Genomic DNA, 18008 nt, shown 5'->3' on the forward strand with positions numbered 1-18008 from the left:
AGCCGTGGACTTCGCCTTCGGGCCCGGGGACGAACGCTTCCGCGACGAGGCACGCGCCTGGCTCGACGCGCATCCGACCGGCCGCTCCACCGAACCCGCGCACACCGGGAACACCGCGCACACCGCGCACCCCGCCGATGTCGCCGCGCAGCGGGCCTGGGAACGCGAGCTGGGCGGCGGCGGCTGGATCGGGCTCGGCTGGGACCGGACCCACGGGACCTACGGAAACCGGGCCGCCACCCTCACCCAACAGGTCGTCTGGGCCGAGGAATACGCCCGCGCCGGAGCCCCCGCCCGGCTCGGCCACATCGGCGAGAACCTCCTCGCCCCCACCCTGCTCGAACACGGCGACCCCGCCCAGCGCGCCCGCTTTCTGCCCCCCATCGCCCGCGGCGAGGAACTGTGGTGCCAGGGCTACAGCGAACCCGACGCGGGCTCCGACCTCGCCGGAGTGCGCACCCGCGCCGTCCGCGACCCGGGCGACGGAACGTACCGCGTCACCGGCCAGAAGATCTGGACCTCCCACGCCCGCGAAGCCGACTGGTGCTTCGTCCTGGCCCGCACCGAGGAGGGATCACAACGCCACCACGGGCTGTCCTTCCTGCTGGTGCCGATGGACCAGCCGGGGCGCATCGAGGTCCGGCCGATCCGGCAGCTCACCGGCACCGCGGAGTTCAACGAGGTGTTCTTCGACGGGGCCCTCGCCCACCCCGACCACCTCGTCGGCGGCCCGGGCCGGGGCTGGAACGTGGCCATGAGCCTGCTCGCCGTGGAACGCGGAGTCTCCACCCTGGTCCAGCAGATCGGCTTCGCCCAGGAACTCGACCGCGTCATACGACAGGCCCTGGAGACCGGCGCCGCCCGCGAACCCGTACTGCGCGACCAGCTGATCCAGCAGTGGGCCGAGCTGAAGGTCATGCGCTGGAACGCCCTGCGCACGCTGGGCGCCGCCGGGAACCCCACCTCCGGGGGCCCCACCCCCTCCCCGCCCACCCCCTCCCCTCCCGCTCCCGCCCCCCGTCGGTCCGTTCCGCACGACGCCGGGGCGCCCAGTGTGGCCAAGCTGCTGTGGGGCGGCTGGCATCGGCGGCTGGGCGAGCTGGCCGTGCAGGTGCGGGGCGCCGCGGCCACGCTCGGCCCGGTGCGCTGGACCGCGGGCCGGCCGTATGAACTCGACGCCGCGCAGCGCCTGTTCCTCTTCTCCCGCGCCGACACCATCTACGGCGGCTCGGACGAGATCCAGCGCAACATCATCGCCGAGCGCGTACTCAACCTCCCCAAGGAGGCCAGATGAAGACGTACGGGCAGAAGACGTACGGGCACTGGATCGGCGGCTCCTGGCGGGCGCCCGGAGCCGGGCATTACGCGGTCGTCAATCCGGCCACCGAGGAGACCGTCGGCCGGGCGCCGGAGGCCGACGACGCCGACGTCGAGGCCGCGGTGCGGGCCGCGCGGGCCGCGTACGACGGCTGGTCGCGCACCGCCCCCCGGGAGCGCGCCGCCGTACTCGACCGCGCGGCCGACCTGCTGGCCGAGCGCGCCCCCGACCTGGTGCCCCTCGTCCAGGCCGAGACCGGCGCGACCCTGCGGGTCACCGCGGCCCTCCAAGTGCCCCCCGCGGCCGACCGCTTCCGCCGCTATGCGCGCGGCGCGACGGAACCGGACACCGTCCCGCTCGCCCCGCTGCCGGTCGCCGCCAGCCCGCTGGCGCCCGGCGGGCTGATCGGCGCGGCGGCGGTCCGCCGTCCGGTGGGTGTCGTCGCCTGTATCACCTCCTACAACTTTCCCCTCGCCAATCTCGCGGGCAAGGTCGCCCCGGCGCTCGCCATGGGCAATACGGTCGTCGCCAAACCGGCCCCGCAGGACCCGCTGGCCTGTCTCGAGCTCGGCCCGCTGCTGACCGAGGCCGGGCTCCCGGACGGTGTCTTCAATGTCGTCACCGGCTCGCGCGCGGCCGCGGGCGAGGCGCTCGTCGCGCACCCCGGTGTCGACATGGTCAGCTTCACCGGATCCACCGCCGTGGGGAAGAAGATCGCCGAATCCGCAGGCCACTCGATGAAGCGCACCCTGATGGAACTGGGGGGCAAGGGCGCGGCCATCGTCCTTGGGGACGCCGACAAGCGAGTGATCGCGTCGGCGGTCGGGGCGGTCGGTTCGACCTTCTCCTTCCACAGCGGGCAGATCTGTACGGCGCCGACTCGGGTGCTCGTGCATCGATCGCTGTACGAGCGGGTGGTCGCCGCACTCACAGATTACGCAAAGTCACTGACCGTGGGGGACCCTGTGGATAACTCCACGATCGTGGGCCCGCTGATCTCCGCCGCCCAGCGCGACCGGGTCGAGGCGTACCTCGCCGGGGCCCGTGAGCAGGGCGCCCGCCTCGTCACCGGCGGTGAACGCCCGCCCGTCGCGTCCGGGTTCTACGTCGCGCCGACCCTCGTCGCCGACGCCGACCCCGGCATGACCGTGGCCCGCGAGGAGCTGTTCGGCCCGGTCGTCGTGGCCCTGCCCTTCGACGACGAGGACGAGGCGGTGCGGATCGCCAACGGCACCTCGTACGGCCTCTACGACTACGTCTTCAGCGCCGACGCGGGCCGCGCCTGGGCGCTGGCCGCCCGGCTGCGCAGCGGAAACGTCGGCATCAACACGGTCCAGCGCCACCCCGAGACGCCGTTCGGCGGCTTCAAGTACAGCGGTGTCGGCCGCGACGGCGGCTCGTTCGGGCTGCACGCGTACAGCGAACTCCAGTCGGTGGTCTGGGCCTCCTGAGGGCCCGAGAGGTGGGGGAGTGCGGGGTATGAGAGGCGTTGTGTTCGACGGCAAGGGGCCTTGGGTGGTCGACGACCTGGAGGTGCGCGACCCGGGCCCGGGCGAGGTGCTGGTGGCCGTGGCCGCCGCCGGGCTGTGCCACAGCGATCTGTCCGTCATCGACGGCACCATTCCGTTTCCCGTGCCGGTGGTGCTCGGCCACGAGGGCGCGGGCGTGGTCGAGTCGGTGGGACCCGGCGTCACCCATGTCGCCCCCGGGGACCACGTCGCCCTCTCCACTCTCGCCAACTGCGGCGCCTGCGCCGACTGCGACCGCGGCCGCCCCACCATGTGCCGCGCCGCGATCGGCAGGCCGGGCCGCCCGTTCCACCGCCAGAACGGCGAGCGGCTGTTCAACTTCGCCTCCAACTCGGCGTTCGCGCAGCGCACGCTGGTCACGGCCGTCCAGGCGGTGAAGATCCCGGACGAGATCCCGCTCACCTCCGCCGCCCTCATCGGCTGCGGTGTCCTCACCGGCGTCGGCGCCGTCCTCAACCGGGCCCGCGTGGAACACGGCGAGTCCGTCGTCGTCATCGGCACCGGCGGCATCGGGCTCAACGTCCTCCAGGGGGCCCGGCTCGCCGGGGCGACCACCGTCGTCGCCGTCGACAACAACCCCGCCAAGGAGCCGCTGGCCCGGCGCTTCGGCGCCACCCACTTCGCCGCCACGCCGGACGCCGTACGGGAGATCCTGCCCACCGGCGCCGACCACGCCTTCGAATGCGTCGGCTCCACCCGGCTCATCCGGCAGACCGTCGACCTCCTCGACCGGCACGGTCAGGCGGTGCTGCTCGGGGTCCCGCCCGCGGACGCCGAGGCGGCCTTCCGGGTCTCCACCCTCTATCTGGACAAGTCCATCCTCGGCTGCCGCTACGGCTCCTCACGCCCCCAGCGCGACATCGCCCGTTACGCGGAGCTGTACCGGCAGGGCCGGTTGCTGCTGGACGAACTCGTCACCCGGGTCTACCCGGTGGAGGATTTCGCCACGGCCGTGGACGACGCCCGCGGCGGGCGGGTGGCGCGGGCCGTGCTCACGTTCTGAACGGGCCCGCCCTCCGAGGCGGAGGCCCGGAAGGTGCGCCGGTACGCGGTGGGGGATACCCCGAGCGCCGCCTGCATGTGCTGCCGCATCGACGCGGGCGTGCCGAAGCCCGCGTCCCGCGCCACCTGGTCCACCGACAGATCCGTGTCCTCCAGCAGATGCCTGGCCCGCTCCACCCGCTGCTGCGTCAGCCACTGGCCGGGGCTGACGCCGACCTCCTCGCGGAAGCGGCGGGTGAAGGTGCGGACGCTCATCGCCTCCTGGGCGGCCAGCTCGCGCAGGGTGAGGGGACGCTCGAGGCGGCCCAGCGCCCAGGCGCGGGCCGAGGTGGTGGTGGCCTGCTGGGGTTCGGGCACCGGGCGGCGGATGTACTGGGCCTGGCCGCCGTCGCGGTGCGGTGGCACCAGGCTGCGCCGGGCGACCTCGTTGGCGACGGCGGTGCCGTGGTCGCGCCGTACGAGGTGCAGACACAGGTCGAGGCCCGAGGCGACTCCGGCGGAGGTGAGGACGTCGCCGTCGTCCACGAACAGCACGTCCGGATCGACCGCGATGGACGGGAAGAGCCGCTGGAAGTGGTCGGCGCTGCTCCAGTGGGTGGTGGCGGGGCGGCCGTCGAGCAGCCCGGCCGCGGCGAGGACGTACGAGGCGGTGCAGATGGACACCCAGCGGACGCCGGGCCGGGCCTGGGCGAGGGCGGCGGCAAGCGGCGCGGTCAGCCGGCCTTCCTCGAAGACCGGTCCGAGTTCGTACGAGGCGGGCACCACGATGGTGTCCGCCTCGGCCAGGGCGTCCGGACCCCGCTCGACCATGATCGGGAAGTCGGCATCGGTGGAGACAGGACCGGGCTCGGGGGTGCAGGTCACCACCTCGTACAGCGGCCGGCGTGCGGCGGAGCGGGCCTTGCCGAAGATCCGGTACGGGATGCCCAGTTCGAAGGGGATCACGCCGGGCAGGGCGAGCACGACGACGCGGTGGAGCTTCGCGGTCTTCTCGGGCTGGGGCATGGGTCCGGCCTCCCGTCGCGGCGGTGTGGCCCGATCCTAGCGAATGCTGTCCCACGGGCCACTCGTTCGTGGGGGACCGCCGCCCGATGCTGGTCCGGTGACGCAGACCATCAGATCTCGCCAGGCCCCCGCCCCCGGACAGGGCGGGCAGCCGACCCGCCGGGCCCGCCTACGCCGTCCGCACCGGGCGTGGCTGGTAGCCGCCGTCGCCTTCATGACGATCACCATGGCGGCCGGATTCGCCTCCCTGCCCGGGCTGCTGGTCGATCCGCTCCATGCGGAGTTCGGCTGGTCGCGCGGCACCGTCGGCTTCGCCGTGTCCGTCAACCTCGCGCTGTACGGGCTCACCGCGCCGTTCGCCGCCGCCCTGATGGACCGCTTCGGCGTCCGCCAGGTCGTCGCCGCAGCGCTGACGGTCATCGCCCTCGGCGGCGGTCTCACGGTCTTCATGACGTCCCCCTGGCAGCTCATCCTGTGCTGGGGCGTGCTCGTCGGCCTCGGCAGCGGGGCCATGGCGCTCGCCTTCGCCGCGACCGTCACCAACCGGTGGTTCGTCGCGCGGCGCGGTCTGGTCACCGGCATCCTCACCGCGGGCGGCGCGTCCGGTCAGCTCGTCTTCCTGCCGCTGCTCTCCTGGCTCATGGAGCGGCAGCACGACTGGCGTCCCGCCGCCATGACCGTCACGGTCGCGGCCCTCGCCATCGTGCCGTGCGTGGTGCTGCTCCTGCGCGACCACCCGTCCGACGTCGGGCTCACCGCGTACGGGGCAGACGGCCCGCCCGCTCCCAAGCCCGCCCCGCAGCGGGGCGCCGCCCGGCGCGCGGTGACGGCCCTCGTGTCCGCCTCGCGGACCGGTACGTTCTGGCTGCTCGCCGGGACGTTCGCGGTCTGCGGCGCCTCGACGAACGGCCTGATCAAGACCCACTTCGTGCCCGCCGCGCACGACCACGGCATGCCGGTGACGGCGGCCGCCAGCCTGCTCGCGGTGATCGGCGTCTTCGACATCGTGGGGACGGTCGCCTCCGGCTGGTTCACCGACCGCTTCGACGCGCGGCGGCTGCTGGCCGTGTACTACGCGCTGCGCGGGCTGTCCCTGATGGTCCTGCCGCTGCTGCTGAATGACGCGGTGCACCCGCCGATGATCTTCTTCATCGTCTTCTACGGGCTCGACTGGGTGGCCACGGTGCCGCCGACGATCGCGCTGTGCCGGGAGTGGTACGGGGAGGACAGCGCCATCGTGTTCGGGTGGGTGCTGGCGTCGCACCAGGTGGGCGCGGGGCTCGTGGCGTTCGTGGGAGGGATGGCGCGGGACGCGTTCGGCAGTTACGACCTGGTCTGGTACGGGGCGGGCGGCCTGTGCGCGGTGGCGGCCCTGATGGCGCTGATGATCCGGCGCGGTGCCGCTACCGCCCCGGTGGCAGGCGTGTGAACGCGCCGCGGTGGAAGAGGAGAGGGCCGTCGGCCGCCGCCTCTTCGTCGGTGTCCAGGGCGCACACCCGGCCCACCACGACCAGATGGTCGCCGCCGGTGTGGACCGTGTGGACGGTGCAGTCGATCCAGGCCGCGGCGCCCGTGAGGCGGGGGGAGCCGGTGACCGGGCACGGCGTGGAGGGGACATCGGCGAACTTGTCCGGGCGGTCGGCGGAGCTGATCGCGAAGGACCGGCACAGCTCGGCCTGGGCCGCACCCAGGATGCTGACGCAGAAGACGCCGCTCCGGGCGATCCGGGGCCAGGTCGTGGACGTACGGGCGACCATGAAGGCGATCAGCGGCGGGTCGAGGGACAGCGAGGTGAACGACTGGCAGGCGAAGCCGGTCGGGCCCGCCTCGTCGGTGGTCGCGACCACGGTGACGCCGCTCGCGAAATGGCCCAGGACCCGGCGGAACTCCGCCGGGTTCAGGGGCGGGCGCTCATCCTCCTGTACGGCGCGCAGCGCGCGGCGCGCGCTGGGCGGAGGCGGTGGCCCGGCGGTGGTGGGCGAGCCGGCCGAGCGCAGATAGCGGACGGCGGTGGCGGCCATTCCGGCGTGTCCCATCATGGTTTTCGAATCTCCTCGTCGCGGTGCTGGCGCTGCGGTTGGTGCGGTGGTGCGGTCCTGCGGGTGATGCGGTGGCGCGGTGTGGTCAGCGGCCCCGGTACACCGGGGGGCGGCGTTCGACGAAGGCCCGTACGCCCTCGTTCGCGTCGGCCGTGGTCATGTTGGTCTCCTGGGCGGCGGCCTCGGCGGCGAAGGCGGCCGCCCGGCCGGACTCCAGCGAGGCGTTGACCAGCGCCTTGGTGGCGGCGAGGGCGCGGGTGGGGCCCGCGGCGAGCCGTTCGGCCCAGGCGCGGGCGGCCCCCGCGAGGTCGCCGTCCGGTACGACGCGGTTGACCAGCCCGAGCCGTTCGGCCTCGGCGGCGGGCAGCGCGTCGCCGAAGAACAGCAGCTCCTTCGCCCGCTGGGGGCCGACCAGCCGGGGGAGGAGGTAGGCGCCGCCGCCGTCGGGGACGAGGCCGCGGCGTACGAAGACCTCGGTGAAGGTGGCCGATTCGGCGGCCAGGACCAGGTCGCAGGCGAGGGCGAGATGGGCGCCGAGCCCGGCGGCGGTGCCGTTCACGGCGGCGATGACGGGTTTCTCGCAGTCGAGTACGGCGGCGATGAGCCGCTGCGCCCCGTCGCGGATCAGCCGCGCGACGTCGCCCGCGACGCGCTCGGCCGGGGCGGACGGGGTGCCGCGCAGATCGGCGCCCGCGCAGAAGCCCCTGCCGGTGGCGGTGAGTACGACGGCCCGCACGGCCGGGTCGGCGGACGCCTGGTCGAGCCGGAGAATCAGGCGTTCCCGCTGGTCAGGGGTGAGGGCGTTGAGGGCGGACGGGCGGTCGAGGGTGATCCAGGCGACCCCGTTGTCAGTGGCGTGCCGTACAACGGAGTCGAGCACTTCTTCGGGGGAGGGAGACGTCATGGGGAGGCTCCTCAGGCTGTGGGCGCGGTGGCGGCCGCGGGGCGGCACCGGCGGCACCGGTGGCGTGCGCTGCGTGCGCTCAGCGGCAGATCGCCAGCGCGTCGAGGGCCACCGCGCCCTGGCCGCGGGGCAGCACCATCAGGGGGTTGACGTCGAGTTCGGCGAGCTGGTCGCCGAGTTCCAGGGCCATGCGCTGCACCCGCAGCACGACCTCGACCAGGGCGTCCACATCGGACGGGGGCGCGCCGCGGACGCCGTCGAGGAGGGCGTGGCCGCGCAGTTCGGCGAGCATGGCGCGGGCCTGGTCCTCGCCGAACGGGGGCACGCGGACGGCGGTGTCGCGCAGCACTTCGACGAGCACGCCGCCGATGCCGACGGTCACGGTGGGCCCGAAGAGGCTGTCGTGGGTGACGCCGACGACCATTTCGACGCCGCGCTCGACCATCTGGCACACCAGGACGCCGTCCAGTTCGACGCCTTCGTAGCGGGCGATGTCGGTGAGTTCGCGATAGGTGTCGCGGACCTGGCTGGCGGAGGTCAGGCCCAGCCGGACCAGGCCGAGTTCGGTCTTGTGGGCGAGCTGGGGCGCGGAGGCCTTCATGACGACGGGGTAGCCGACGAGTCCGGCGGCGCGGACGGCCGCGGCGGCGCTGGTGACGAGCTGTTCGCGCGGCACCCGGATGCCATAGGCGCGCAGCAGCTGCTTGGCGGCGTGTTCGCTCAAGCGCTGGCCGGGGCGCAGCAGCCCGCTCGCCTTGCGCATCGACGGGGAGGGGGTGCGCGGGGCGTCGTCGAAGGGGGAGCGGTAGGAGGCGGTGAAGCGGTGGTGGCCGAGATAGGCGCGGACGGCGGTGATGCAGTTGCCGACGGTGCGGAAGGTGGCCACGCGGGAGGAGCCGAGCAGGGTGGTGCGGTAGGCGTCCTCGGTGCCGACGGGCGATCCCCACACCACGCAGACGAGTTTGTCGGTGCGTTCCGCGGCGTCGACCAGGTCAGTCGCGAGCTTGTCGCTCATCGGCGGGAAGGGGCCGGTGATGGGGCAGATCAGCACGCCCACGGCCGGGTCGGCGAGGATCGCGTCGATGATCTTCGGGCCGCGCCAGTCGCCGACGGGGTGGCCGCCGTTGTCGACCGGGTTGGCGACGGTGAGGTCGCCGGGTATCCACTGGTGGAGTTCGGCCTGTTTCTCGGCGGAGAGGGTGGGCATCGGGAGCCCGGCCGCGGTGGCGAGGTCGGCGACATGGGCGCCGGTGCCCCCGGAGATCGAATACACCACGACGCCCTCGGCGCGTGGGGGCCGGGCGCGGGCGAGCAGCGCGGCCGTGTCCTGGAGCTCGTCCAGGCCGTCCACCCGGATCACGCCGAACTGGCGCATGGCCGCGTCCACGACCGCGTCCGCGCCGGTCAGTTTGCCGGTGTGGGAGGCGGCGGTGCGGGCGCCGGTCTCGGTGCGGCCGACCTTGACGGCGACGACGGGCACCTTGGCGCGGGCGGCCCGGTCGGCGGCGAGGAGGAAGCCGCGGCCGTCCTTGAGCCCCTCCGCGTACAGGGCGATGGCGCCGACCTCGGGCCGGGTGGCGAAGTACGAGAGGAAGTCGGCGCTCTCCAGGTCGGCCTCGTTGCCGGTGGGCGCCCAGTGGCTGAGCCGGATGCCCAGTTCCTGGAGGGTGTAGACGGGGCGCCCCTGGTGGCCTGACTGGGTGATGAGGGCGATGGCGGGCCCTTCGAGGTCGTCGCGGAACTCCTCGAAGGCGTTGAGGTTGGTGTTGGGGCCCAGCAGCCGCAGCCCGGCGCGGCGGGCCGCGGCGGTCAGCCGGGCCTGGGCGGCGGCGCCCTCGGTACCGGTCTCGGCGAAGCCGGAGGCGAAGACGACGGCGAACGTGACCTTGACCTGGGCCAGTTCCTCGATGACCGGGAGGGGGTCGCGGACGAGGAGGACGGCGAGGTCGACGGGTTCGGGCAGTTCGGCGACGGACGGGACGCAGGGGAGGCCGAAGACGGCCGGACGGGAGGGGTGGACGGGGTGCAGCCGGGCGCCGACGCGTGTCGCCCAGGCGAGGAGCTGCCGGGTGATGCCGGTGCCGGGGCGGCCTTCGGTGTCGGAGGCGCCGATGAGGGCCACCGACCGGGGGCGGAAGAAGCGGTCCAGGTCGGGCACCTCGGAGTGCAGCGGGCGGCCGCTGACGTCCAGGTCCTCGGCGTCGTCGAGGGCCGGGGCGCGCTGGTGGACCTGGACGTCGGGGCCGGGTGCCCGCCCGCAGGCGACGGCACGGGCGTGACGGGAGTTGGTGGTGAGGGTGCCGTGAGTCGATCCAAGCATTGGGTATCCGCCACTCCTGCTCGTTGGCCAATAACCAGGTAACTGACGCCCAGTCACATTACTGAGTAGTCAGGCTACAGAGCTGACGAGCTGTCAGGAATGCTCGGTGCGCGGGGAACACGCAGGGTGACGGCGCGGCCGTTACCGGCGGTACGGCGCGACGGCAACAAGAGGGTGCCCACCCGGCGGCGTGCTCACGCCGCCGCGCGGGCGGCGAAATCAAGCCGTCGTGCGGGACACCGTCGACGCGATCTTCTTCGCGTCCAGGGCCAGTTCGCGCAGCATGCCGCTGATGGGGTTCGTATAGCCCGTGAAGTACAGGCCCGGCGCGGTGCGCAGGGTGCGCCTGCCGTGGGTGAGCGGATGCCCGCGGCCGTCCAGTACGCCCAGGTGCCCGACCAGGTCCTCCAGTCCGCGCCGGTAGCCGGTCGCCGCGATCACCGCCTCGGGGCCGATGCGCGAGCCGTCGGCCAGCACCACCTTGTCCTGGTCCAGCGACTCGACCGCGGCGACCACCTCCACCCGCCCCGTGCGCACCGCGTCGACCAGCCCCACGTCCTGGACCGGGATCGCGCCCTGCCGTACCCGGGTGTAGAGCCCGGCCTCCGGCCACGGCAGCCCCCGCGCGGTCAGGTCCGGCATGCTCAGCCGGCACATCAGCCGCGCCGCCCGGTCCACCGCGCCCCGCGGCAGCCGCCGCACCAGGATGCCGGTGCGCTGCGCCGGCCAGCCCGCCGTCGAGCGGCGCAGGATGTGCGGCGCGGTACGGACCGCCAGCCGCACCCGCGCCGCGCCGCCCTCGACCAGGTCGACCGCGATCTCCGCGCCCGTGTTGCCGACCCCGACCACCAGCACGTCCCGGCCCTCGTACGGCCGGGCGTTGCGGTAGCGGTGGGCGTGCAGCAGCTCGCCGGTGTAGGTGTCCCGGCCCGGCCAGTCCGGCAGCCGCGGCGTGTGGTTGTAGCCGGTCGCGACCACGGCCACCGGCGAGGTCAGCTCCCGCCCGCCCCCGGCCCGCAGCACCCAGCCGGTGTCGTCGTCGGCCCGGTCGATACGGGTCACCTCCACCCCCGTGGCAATCTCCAGTCGGTGGTGTTCCGCGTACCGCTCCAGGTAGCGCACCACGTCGTCCCGGGCGACCCAGCGCCCGAACGCGCGCGGCATCGGCAGGCCGGGCAGCGCGGAGAGGCGGCGCGTGGTGTGCAGATGCAGCCGGTCGTAGTGGCCGCGCCAGGAGGCCGCGACCGTGTCGGACTTCTCCAGGACCACGGCGTGGATGCCGCGTGCGCGCAGCGCGGCGGCGGTGGCGAGCCCGCCCGGGCCGCCGCCGATCACATAGACGGGTGAAGGGGATCTCGCGGGGAGACTGTCGGCCATGGGGGGAGCGTAGTCCGGGTGCTTGACGGGTTTCGGACAAAGGAAATCCGAATCGGTTGCGGATCGGCCACGAGGGGCGGGCGCCCGCCCCTCGTGCCCGTCCGCCCACCCCTTCCGCCCGTCCGCCCGCCCCTTCCGCCCGTCCGCCCGCCCCTTCCGCCCGTCCGCCCGCCCCTTCGGCCCGTCCGTTCGCCCCTCGGGTCCGTCCACCCGCCCCTTGCGCCCGTCCGCCCCGGCGCCGGAAACTGATGTGTCGTCAGAAACGGCGGTCGGAAGGAGTACGCGCATGAGCGGCCCCGACACCCCCGGCGCCCCCGCGGCGCCCCGCTTCGACCTGCCCGAACCCGACTCCTTCAGCCGCCCCTACTGGGACGCCGCCGCCCGCGGCAGCCTGCTGATCCGTCGCTGCGCCTCCTGCGGCCGGGCCCACCACTACCCCCGCGAGTTCTGCCCGCACTGCTGGAGCGAGGACGTCGTCTGGGAGGAGGCGAGCGGCGCCGCCACCCTCTACACCTGGTCCGAGGTGCACCGCAGTGACCTCCCGCCCTTCGGCGCCCAGGTCCCGTACACCGCCGCCGTCGTGGATCTCGCCGAGGGGCCGCGGATGATGACCCGGATCGTCGACCACGCAGCCGACGGGCTGCGGGCCGGGATGCCGCTGCGCGTCACCTTCCGCGCGCTCGGCGAGGGCGCCCCGGCCGTTGCGGTGTTCCGGCCGTGGCCCGGCGGCCCGTCTGAATGATCAGGCCGAATTCTCATCCGGCGGCAAAGAAAACGATGATCAATCTTGAACAAACGCTCGACCGGATGCCTAGACTGACCGTCTAACTTCCGCCTTTTACCGAGGACTTACTCTTCCGAGTCAGACCCAAGGCGCCCGGCGGCTGTTGCCCGCTCGACCCACCGGCCGCGAGGAATCGATGACTCCGATACATCCCGACCAGCGTGACCGGTCGCGTGCCCGCCGGTGGAACTCGCCCGCCAAGCGGGCCCTCCTCGGCCTCCTGGTGGCGGCCCCCGTACTCGGCATCGCCGGGTGGACGGCGGCGGCAGCCGCACCCGAAGCGGCGAGACCCGCGATGGCCGGGTGCGCCGTGGCGGCCGGGGCGCTGGTGAGCGCCACGGCCGCGGCGGCGGCCCACCGCGGCGCGGCCCTCCGGCGCGCCCAAGGCGAGATACGCGAACTGAGGGCCCGGGTCGCCACGTCCGAACAGCGGGCCGCCGCCGCGGAGCAGCGGGCCGCCGCGTCCGAGCGGCGGATCGCCGCCGCGGAGCGCGAGCTCGACCACACCGTCGGCACCGCGTTACCCGCCCTCGTCGAGCAACTGCGCGGCCGGGTCCCGGAGGACCAGGCCCTGGCCGGGATCGAACGGCCCGCCACCGGCCCGCTGCGCGCCCTGCTGGAGACCATGGGCGGCGAGCTGTCCCGGGAGCGGCAGAAGCGCACCGAGATGGTGGCCGCGTTCCGCAGCATCGCCGGTCGCCTCCAAGCGCTGGTCGCCGGAAACCTCGCCCGGCTGCGGGAGATGCAGGACCGCTACGAGGCCGACGCCCTCGACGACCTCTTCCAGCTCGACAGCACCACCTCGCAGACCGGCCGGATGGCCGACCGCATCGCCATCCTCACCGGCGCGCTGTCCGGGAAGCACTGGCCCAGGCCCATCGTCATCTGGCGGGTGCTGCGCGCCGCCACCTCCCGCATCGAGGGGCTGGAGCGGGTCCAGATCCGCTGCACCAGCGAACTGGCCGTGGTCGGCGCCGCGGCCGAGAAGGTGATCACGCTCCTCGCCGAGCTGATCGACAACGCCGTCAGCTTCTCGCCGCCCTCCACCGCCGTGCACGTCTACGTCCAGGAGGTCCCGCGCGGGATCGCCGTCGAGATCGCGGACAGCGGCCTGGCCATGCAGCCCGACATGCTCGCCCGGGCGCAGCAGGCGGTCGCCGCCGACCCGTCCAGCATGCTGAAGCTGTCCGGCACCCGGCAGGGTCTGCTGGTGGTGGGCATGATCGCCCGCAAGTTCGGGCTGCGCGTCAGCTATCAGGCGTCCGCGACCGGCGGTACGGCGGTCACCGTACTGATCCCGCAGCAGCTCCTCACCGAGCCCCGCGCCGACCACCATGCCCCCGGCCACCACGCCACGGTCGGCCACGCCCCCGAGCGCCGCGCCACGGTCCGCCCCAACGCCGCGCCGCCGCTTCCGTCCCGCAGGCCCCCGTCGCGGCCATCGCCGTCCCAGGAGCGGACCGAAGCGCGGTCCGAGGACCGGTCCGGGACTCATTCGCTCACTCCCGAGGGGCTGCCGAGACGCCGTCGCAAACAGGTCGAGTCCGGCACCGAGCGGGCTGCCCAGCCCCCGGCGCCGCCACCTCCCGTACGCAAGAAGCGCGCGGAGGCGGCGGGGAACCGGTTCGGCTCGTTCCACACCGCCGTCAAGCAGGACCGCACTCGCACGACACCACGCTCGGAAGGCACGACCTGATGAACCCGCATGATCTCGACTGGAAGCTCGACGCCCTGCTGGCGAAGACCCCGGGGGCGCGGCACGCGCTCGCGGTGTCCAACGACGGACTCGTCATCACCCACTCCTCCGACCTGTCCCAGTCGGAGGCGGAGACCCTGGCCGCCATCGCCTCCGGGATCCAGAGCCTGGCCCGAACGGTGTCGACCAAGTTCGGCGACGGCACCGGCAGCGTGGAGCACTCCCTGGTCGCGGTCGGCGGCGGGCTGCTGATGACCGTCGAGGCGGGCGAGGGCGCCCATCTCGCGGTGCTCGCCCGGGAGGACGCCGACCCCGGGATCGTCGGCAACAGCATGTCCGTCCTGGTCGACGGCCTCCTCGCGTACATCACCTCGCCGCAGCGCGTGCCCGGGGAGGAGGGCGGCGCGACGGCATGATGCGCTGGGACGTCCATGAACAGCCCGACCGGCTGTTCGCCGCGACGGGGGGACGTAGCCGCGCGTACACGGAGTTCGATCTGGTGTCCCTGGTCGTCAGCGAGTCCGAACCGGCCGCGGGCATGGCCCCGGAGGCGGTTCAGATCCTGAGGCTGTGCCGCCATCCGATGGCGCTGGTGGAGGTCTCCGCGCGGTTACGCATGCCCGTGGGCGTCGTCGCGATCCTGCTGTCCGATCTGCTCGCCGAGGGCCGGATCTCGGTCCGCCATCCCAGCAGCGGGGCCGGTGGCGGCGGGCCGTCCGTCCCGCGGGGCGTGGCGGCCGCCCCGGCGCGGCTGCCCGACACCGGCCTGGTCCGAGAGGTTCTCGTTGCACTCAAAAATCTCTGACACGGCCGACGCCGAGGTCTCCTCGGATGATGCCGAGGCTCCTCCGGCCGACGTCGAGGCCCCGTTGAGCGATACGGCCCGGGACGCGGTGAAGATCGTGATCTGCGGCGGCTTCGGCGTCGGCAAGACGACCTTCGTCCGGGCCGTCAGCGAGATCGACCCGCTGACGACCGAGGCCGTGATGACCGAGAAGGGCGTGGGAGTCGACGACGTGGCCGGGGTGGAGGGCAAGTCGGCCACCACGGTCGCGTTCGACTTCGGCCGGATCAGCGTCACCGAGCGGATCGTGACGTACCTGTTCGGCGCTCCCGGGCAGGACCGCTTCCGGTTCCTGTGGGACAACCTGTTCCTGGGCGCCTGGGGCGCGGTGGTCCTGGTGGACACCCGGCGGCTGGCGGACTCGTTCCCCGTCATCGACCACCTGGAGCGCAAGGGGCTGCCGTTCGTCGTCGCCCACAACCGCTTCGACGACAGCCCGGACCACACCCTGGACGCCATACGCGGCGCGCTCGATCTCGCGGACGGGATACCGCTGGTCGCCTGCGACGCCCGTTCCCACACCTCGGGCAAGGACGTCCTGGTGGCGCTGCTCGACCATCTGCACACCCTGTCCGCCGCCCAGGAGGCCGCTTCGTGACCCAGCCGACCTCACCATCCGAACCATCCGAACCATCCGAACCGTCCGGCGAACCCGGCGCACCGGACGAGCCGGGATCAAGCGGCGAACCCGGCGAACCCACCGAACCGGAACCCGCCGTCATCGAGCGGCCCGCGTCCCACGACGACGCCGTCGAGCTGTTCGGCCCGCGCTTCCAGGACACGCCCGCCGAGGTGTACCGGGAGCTGCGGAACACCTACGGACCGGTCGCGCCCGTGCTGCTCCCCGGCGGCGTCCCCGCCTGGCTGGTCCTCGGCTACCGCGAACTGCTGCGCGTCACCGAGAACACCAAGGTGTTCGGGCGCGGTTCGGCCCGCTGGAAGCTGTGGCCGCAGATCCCGCCGGACTGGCCGCTGCGTCCCATGGTCGAGGACAACGGGTCGCTGCTATACCGGGAGGGCGACGATCACCGCAGGCGCGCCGGAGCGGTCGGATCGGCCCTCGAAGCGGTCGATCTCAATCAGATGCAGGACGCCACCCAGTCGTTCGCACAGGGCCTGATCGACAAGCTGAGCGAGGGCAGCCGGGCCGACCTGGTCGCCGACTATGCCCATCCGCTGCCCGTGCTCGCCCTCAGCCGCGTCCTCGGCCTGTCCGACTCCGAGGGCGTCGCGCTGGTGAAGGCGATCAACGACATGGTCGACGGCGGCCCCGACGCCCTGCGCGGGCAGATCGAGGTGCGCGGCACCATGGAGCGGCTGGTGGCCCGTAAACGTGCCTCCCCCGGCCCGGACGCCACCTCCCGGATGATCGCCGACCGCGCCGGTCTCACCGACCAGGAGGTGGTCGAGGACCTGATGGTCCTCACCCTCGCCGGACACCAGCCGTGCACGGACTGGATCGGCATGACCCTGTGGCTGCTGCTCACCGACCACGAGTACGCCGCCGACATGGGCGGCGGCCGCCGCTCGGTCCGCCAGGCCATGCACCAGGTACTGCGCGACCACACCCCGGTGCAGATCTTCGCGGGCCGCTTCACCACCCAGGACACCGTCCTGGGCGCCACCCGCATCCCGGCCGGGGACCTGGTGCTGCTCGGGCTCGCGGGGGCCAACACCGACCCCTACATCCGTCCGCAGGCGGGCGGGGCGGCGGGGCCGGAGGGCCACAACGCCTATATGTCGTACAGCCACGGCGAACACCGCTGCCCGTACGCGGGGCAGTGGATCGCCGAGGTCGTCGCCCACACCGCCGTCGAGACGCTGCTGGAGCACCTGCCGGACGTGGAGCTGGCCGTGCCCGCGGACGAATTGCGCTGGCGCCCCTCGCCCTGGCTGCGCGGTCTGACCTCGCTGCCCGTCACCTATACGCCCGCCCACTCATACACCGGAGGCTTCGGTTGGGACTGACTGAGGACCGCCCCGTTCTGCTCGACCCCACGATCCGTACGTCCGCGGAGGAGAGCGAACTCCTCTACGCCGCGGGTCCCGTGGTCCGGGTCGAGCTGCCCGGCGGGGTACCCGCCTGGGCCGTCACCCATGACGCGCCCGCGCGCGAGGTCATGCGCGACAGCCGCTTCGTGAAGGACATCAACCGGTGGGCCGCCTGGAAGCGCGGTGAAATCCCCGCGGACTGGCCGCTGATCGGCCTGGTCGACCTGGGGACCTCCCTGGTCAGCACGGACGGCCCCGAGCACCGGCGGCTGCGCAGGCCGGTCGCCCGGGAGTTCACCCCGCAGCGGGTGGAGGCGCTCCGCGGCCGCGTCGAGGAGATCACCCGCGAGCTGCTCGACCGCACGGAGCGGGCGGCCGAGGGATCCGGCGGGGTGGTGGACCTCAAGGACACGTTCGCGTTCCCGCTGCCCATCACGGTGGTCGGCGAGCTGTTCGGCATGCCGACCGACTGGCACCGGCCGCTGCGGGAGCTGTACGACAGCTTCTTCGACGACAAGGCCGCCCCCGAGACCGTCCTCGCCACCCTCCAGGGGCTGTACGGCTATATCGCGCGGCTCGTCCGGCTCAAGCGCGACGAGCCCGGCGCCGACCTCACCAGCGCGCTGCTGTCGGAACTCGGCGACGAACCGTCGGAGGAGGCCGTCGAGGAGCTGATCGCCACCATCCAGGTCATGATCACGGCCGGGCACGAGACCAGCGTCCATCTGATCGTGAACGCCGTACGGTCGCTGCTGGGCGACCCCGCACAGCTCGAACTCGTCCACACCGGCCGCTTCAGCTGGGAGGATGTGGTCGAGGAGAGCCTGCGGCTGGACTCCCCGACGCTGAACTTCCTGTTCCGCTTCGCCACCGAGGACATCGACATCGCCGGAACCCTCATCCGCGAGGGGGAGGGCGTGGTCATCAGCTACGGCGGCATGGGCCGCGACCGCGGCCAGCACGGCGCGGACGCCGACCGCTTCGACATCTCCCGCCGCCCCCGGCACACCTCCTTCGGCCACGGCCCGCACAGCTGCCCGGGCTCGGCGCTCGCCCGGCTGGAGACCACCATCGCGCTGCGCGAACTCTTCGCCCGCTTCCCCGGTCTGCGGCTCGCCGACCTCGACGGGTCGCTGGAGCGCTCCCCGTCAGTCGTCATCAACGGCCACCGGACGCTGCCGGTGCGCCTGGGCTGATC

16 protein-coding genes are annotated in these 18008 nt (G+C 73.4%); 11 read left to right on the forward strand and 5 right to left on the reverse strand.

The genetic code is table 11. From position 1 onward, the window contains the following. The first annotated feature begins 4 nt into the window (after positions 1-4). From LCH29_RS00830 to LCH29_RS00840, 3 genes are read left to right on the forward strand one after another with little or no spacing between them, the layout of a single operon-like run. A complete protein-coding gene (locus LCH29_RS00830) occupies positions 5-1294 on the forward strand; it encodes an acyl-CoA dehydrogenase family protein (RefSeq protein ID WP_446459702.1) in 1290 nt (429 codons plus the stop codon). Continuing rightward, a complete protein-coding gene (locus LCH29_RS00835) occupies positions 1291-2769 on the forward strand; it encodes an aldehyde dehydrogenase family protein (protein WP_446459703.1) in 1479 nt (492 codons plus the stop codon). The genes LCH29_RS00830 and LCH29_RS00835 overlap by 4 nt, the downstream gene beginning before the upstream one ends. Positions 2770-2797: 28 nt before the next feature. Continuing rightward, positions 2798-3850 (forward strand): Zn-dependent alcohol dehydrogenase, encoded by a 1053-nt coding sequence (locus LCH29_RS00840; protein WP_446459704.1) that lies wholly within the window; start codon positions 2798-2800, stop codon positions 3848-3850. Here the strand turns inward: LCH29_RS00840 and LCH29_RS00845 are convergent. Next, positions 3772-4854 (reverse strand): GlxA family transcriptional regulator, encoded by a 1083-nt coding sequence (locus LCH29_RS00845; RefSeq protein ID WP_446459705.1) that lies wholly within the window; start codon positions 4852-4854, stop codon positions 3772-3774. The genes LCH29_RS00840 and LCH29_RS00845 overlap by 79 nt on opposite strands. A 97-nt stretch (positions 4855-4951) precedes the next feature. Between LCH29_RS00845 and LCH29_RS00850 the strand changes: the two genes are divergently transcribed. Beyond that, positions 4952-6283 (forward strand): MFS transporter, encoded by a 1332-nt coding sequence (locus tag LCH29_RS00850; protein WP_446459706.1) that lies wholly within the window; start codon positions 4952-4954, stop codon positions 6281-6283. On the opposite strand, the gene LCH29_RS00855 is transcribed toward LCH29_RS00850, so the two are convergent. The 4 genes from LCH29_RS00855 to LCH29_RS00870 form a co-directional block, all read right to left on the reverse strand. Then, the gene (locus tag LCH29_RS00855) at positions 6258-6875 is read right to left on the reverse strand and encodes a flavin reductase family protein (RefSeq protein WP_446459888.1); all 618 of its coding nucleotides are present in this window, start codon (positions 6873-6875) and stop codon (positions 6258-6260) included. The genes LCH29_RS00850 and LCH29_RS00855 overlap by 26 nt on opposite strands. Before the next feature lie 103 nt (positions 6876-6978). Beyond that, positions 6979-7797, reverse strand: a complete 819-nt coding sequence (locus LCH29_RS00860; protein WP_446459707.1) for an enoyl-CoA hydratase/isomerase family protein — start codon at positions 7795-7797, stop codon at positions 6979-6981. Between the two features lie 79 nt (positions 7798-7876). After that, a complete protein-coding gene (locus tag LCH29_RS00865) occupies positions 7877-10117 on the reverse strand; it encodes an acetate--CoA ligase family protein (RefSeq protein WP_446459708.1) in 2241 nt (746 codons plus the stop codon). A 219-nt stretch (positions 10118-10336) separates the two neighbouring features. Then, positions 10337-11494, reverse strand: a complete 1158-nt coding sequence (locus tag LCH29_RS00870) for a flavin-containing monooxygenase (RefSeq protein WP_446459709.1) — start codon at positions 11492-11494, stop codon at positions 10337-10339. Between the two features lie 286 nt (positions 11495-11780). Here LCH29_RS00870 and LCH29_RS00875 point away from each other — a divergent pair, with 286 nt between their 5' ends. From LCH29_RS00875 to LCH29_RS00905, 7 genes are all read left to right on the forward strand, one after another. Beyond that, positions 11781-12236, forward strand: coding sequence for a Zn-ribbon domain-containing OB-fold protein (locus LCH29_RS00875; protein WP_446459710.1), 456 nt, complete (start codon positions 11781-11783; stop codon positions 12234-12236). Between the two features lie 178 nt (positions 12237-12414). Then, positions 12415-13974 carry a sensor histidine kinase gene (locus LCH29_RS00880; RefSeq protein ID WP_446459711.1) on the forward strand — a complete coding sequence of 520 codons (1560 nt, stop codon included), beginning with the start codon at positions 12415-12417 and terminating at the stop codon, positions 13972-13974. After that, positions 13974-14390 carry a roadblock/LC7 domain-containing protein gene (locus tag LCH29_RS00885; protein ID WP_106516416.1) on the forward strand — a complete coding sequence of 139 codons (417 nt, stop codon included), beginning with the start codon at positions 13974-13976 and terminating at the stop codon, positions 14388-14390. The genes LCH29_RS00880 and LCH29_RS00885 overlap by 1 nt, the downstream gene beginning before the upstream one ends. Continuing rightward, positions 14387-14779, forward strand: a complete 393-nt coding sequence (locus LCH29_RS00890) for a DUF742 domain-containing protein (RefSeq protein ID WP_446459712.1) — start codon at positions 14387-14389, stop codon at positions 14777-14779. Before LCH29_RS00885 ends, LCH29_RS00890 begins: the two co-directional genes overlap by 4 nt. Next, the gene (locus tag LCH29_RS00895; protein WP_446459713.1) at positions 14760-15416 is read left to right on the forward strand and encodes a GTP-binding protein; all 657 of its coding nucleotides are present in this window, start codon (positions 14760-14762) and stop codon (positions 15414-15416) included. Before LCH29_RS00890 ends, LCH29_RS00895 begins: the two co-directional genes overlap by 20 nt. Then, entirely contained in the window at positions 15413-16786 is a 1374-nt protein-coding gene (locus tag LCH29_RS00900; protein ID WP_446459714.1) for a cytochrome P450, read from the forward strand. The genes LCH29_RS00895 and LCH29_RS00900 overlap by 4 nt, the downstream gene beginning before the upstream one ends. Continuing rightward, positions 16777-18006, forward strand: a complete 1230-nt coding sequence (locus tag LCH29_RS00905) for a cytochrome P450 family protein (RefSeq protein WP_446459715.1) — start codon at positions 16777-16779, stop codon at positions 18004-18006. The genes LCH29_RS00900 and LCH29_RS00905 overlap by 10 nt, the downstream gene beginning before the upstream one ends. The last annotated feature ends 2 nt before the right edge of the window (positions 18007-18008 follow it).

It is taken from the genome of Streptomyces sp. BRA346, assembly GCF_052851135.1.